This window comes from Dechloromonas hankyongensis (assembly GCF_022012295.1).
Taxonomy (GTDB): domain Bacteria; phylum Pseudomonadota; class Gammaproteobacteria; order Burkholderiales; family Rhodocyclaceae; genus Azonexus; species Azonexus hankyongensis.
Window position 1 is genome coordinate 1 of sequence record NZ_JAKLTN010000014.1, and the last position, 1990, is coordinate 1990.

The window sequence follows — 1990 nt, forward strand, 5'->3', positions numbered from 1 at the left end:
GCCTACGACGTCCGGGCCGCCGCCCGCGAACAGATCGAATCGCTCGGCGCCAAGTTCGTCGACACCGGCGTCGCCGCCGACGGCGCGGGCGGCTATGCCCGCGAACTCACCGCCGACGAGAAAGCCGCCCAGGCCGAGAAACTCGCCAAGGCCGTCGCCCTGGCCGACGTGGTCATCACCACCGCCGCCATTCCCGGCAAGAAAGCCCCCGTCATCATCACCCGCGACATGGTCGGGCGCATGAAATACGGCGCCATCATCGTCGACATGGCTGCCGAATCGGGTGGCAACTGCGAACTCACCCAACCGGGCGAACACGTCATCGCCAACGACGTGAACATCCACGGCCCCTTGAACCTGCCCTCGCGCATGCCCACCCACGCCTCCGAGCTCTACGCCAAAAACCTCTACAACTTCCTGTCGCCGTGGATCAAGGATGGGAATCTGGCATTTGATTGGAGTGACGACGTCGTTGCCGGCACTGTCCTCTGTCGTGACGGCGCTACCGTTCATCCGACCGTCAAACAAGTTCTAGGAGAAGTCTGATGGACGGCCTACTCGCGCTCTACATCTTCATGCTCGCTGCCTTCACCGGCTACGAGATCATCGCCAAGGTCCCGGTCATCCTGCATACCCCACTGATGTCCGGTTCCAACTTCGTCCATGGCGTCGTCGTCGTCGGCGCCATGCTCATGCTCGGCACGGCGGACACCGTCGTCCAGCAAGCTATCGGCTTCTTCGCCGTCGCCCTCGGGGCAGCCAACGCTGCCGGCGGCTACGTCGTCACCGAGCGCATGCTCGCCATGTTCAAGAAGAAGGAGGCCTGATCGTGGCGCTACCACTCTACGTTCAAGGTGCCTGGTTCGCCGGTGCGCTCCTCTTCATCTTCGGCCTGAAAGGCATGAGCTCGCCAGCTTCTGCTCGCAAGGGCATCGTCATCGCCGGCTACGGCATGCTGATCGCCATTGCCGGCACCTTCCTCGTCCCCGGCCTGCAGAACCTCGGCCTGATCCTTGCTGCCCTCGTCCTCGGCGGGGCGGCGGCCTGGATTTCCGGCCAGAAGGTCAAGATGACCGACATGCCGCAGATGGTCGCCATCTATAACGGCATGGGCGGCGGTGCGGCGGCGGCGATTGCCGCCATCGAATTCGCCAAGGGCGATGCGCACAGCACGGTGACCACCATCCTCGCCGTGCTCGGTGCGCTGATCGGTGCGGTGTCCTTCACCGGCTCCTGCGTCGCCTGGGCGAAGCTGCAGGGGGTGTTGAAGAAAGCCATCCGCCTGCCGGCGCAGAATGCGGTGAACGTCATCCTGGCGCTCAACGCCATCGGCCTGGGCATCGCAATGATCGTCATGGCGCCGGCCCAGCCGGAGCTGATCTACTTCTTCTTCGCCGTGTCGCTGATCCTCGGCCTGATCGTCACGCTGCCCATCGGCGGCGCCGACATGCCGGTGGTGATTTCGCTGTTCAACGCCTTCACCGGCCTGGCCGTCGGTTTCGAAGGTTATGTGCTGGGCAACCCGGCGCTGATCATCGCCGGCATCGTGGTCGGGGCGGCCGGTACGCTGCTCACCCAACTGATGGCCAAGGCGATGAACCGGCCGCTGACCAACATCCTGTTTACACCGATGGTCGCCTCCGGCGGCGGGGAAGCCATTTCCGGGACGATGAAGGAATTGTCCGGCCTCGATGCCGCGGCGATGATGCGCTATGCCTCCAAGGTGATCATCGTGCCGGGTTACGGCATGGCGGTGGCGCATGCCCAGCACAAGGTGTGGGAGATGACCTCCATCCTCGAAGAAGCCGGGGTCGAGGTGAAGTTCGCCATCCACCCGGTGGCCGGACGCATGCCGGGGCACATGAACGTGCTGCTGGCGGAAGCCGGGGTGCCGTATGACAAGATCTTCGATCTGGAGGAGATCAATGGCGAGTTCGGCCAGGCTGATGTGGCCTTGATCATCGGGGCGAACGACGTGGTGAACCCCTCT

3 protein-coding genes are annotated in these 1990 nt (G+C 64.1%); all 3 read left to right on the forward strand.

Going from position 1 to position 1990, the window contains the following annotated elements:
- A partial coding sequence (locus tag LZ012_RS19725) for a Rossmann-fold NAD(P)-binding domain-containing protein (RefSeq protein ID WP_476728690.1) occupies positions 1-546 on the forward strand: 546 nt, incomplete at its 5' end.
- Positions 546-827, forward strand: a complete 282-nt coding sequence (locus LZ012_RS19730; protein ID WP_275712694.1) for an NAD(P) transhydrogenase subunit alpha part 2 — start codon at positions 546-548, stop codon at positions 825-827. The genes LZ012_RS19725 and LZ012_RS19730, both read left to right, overlap by 1 nt.
- Before the next feature lie 2 nt (positions 828-829).
- Positions 830-1990, forward strand: a 1161-nt coding sequence (locus LZ012_RS19735; protein WP_275712695.1) for an NAD(P)(+) transhydrogenase (Re/Si-specific) subunit beta, incomplete at its 3' end; no start/stop codon positions are given.

Excerpts from the sequence above, each read along its gene's own strand:
- LZ012_RS19730 (WP_275712694.1), top strand. The coding sequence starts at position 546 with ATGGACGGCCTACTCGCGCTCTACATCTTCATGCTCGCTGCCTTCACC.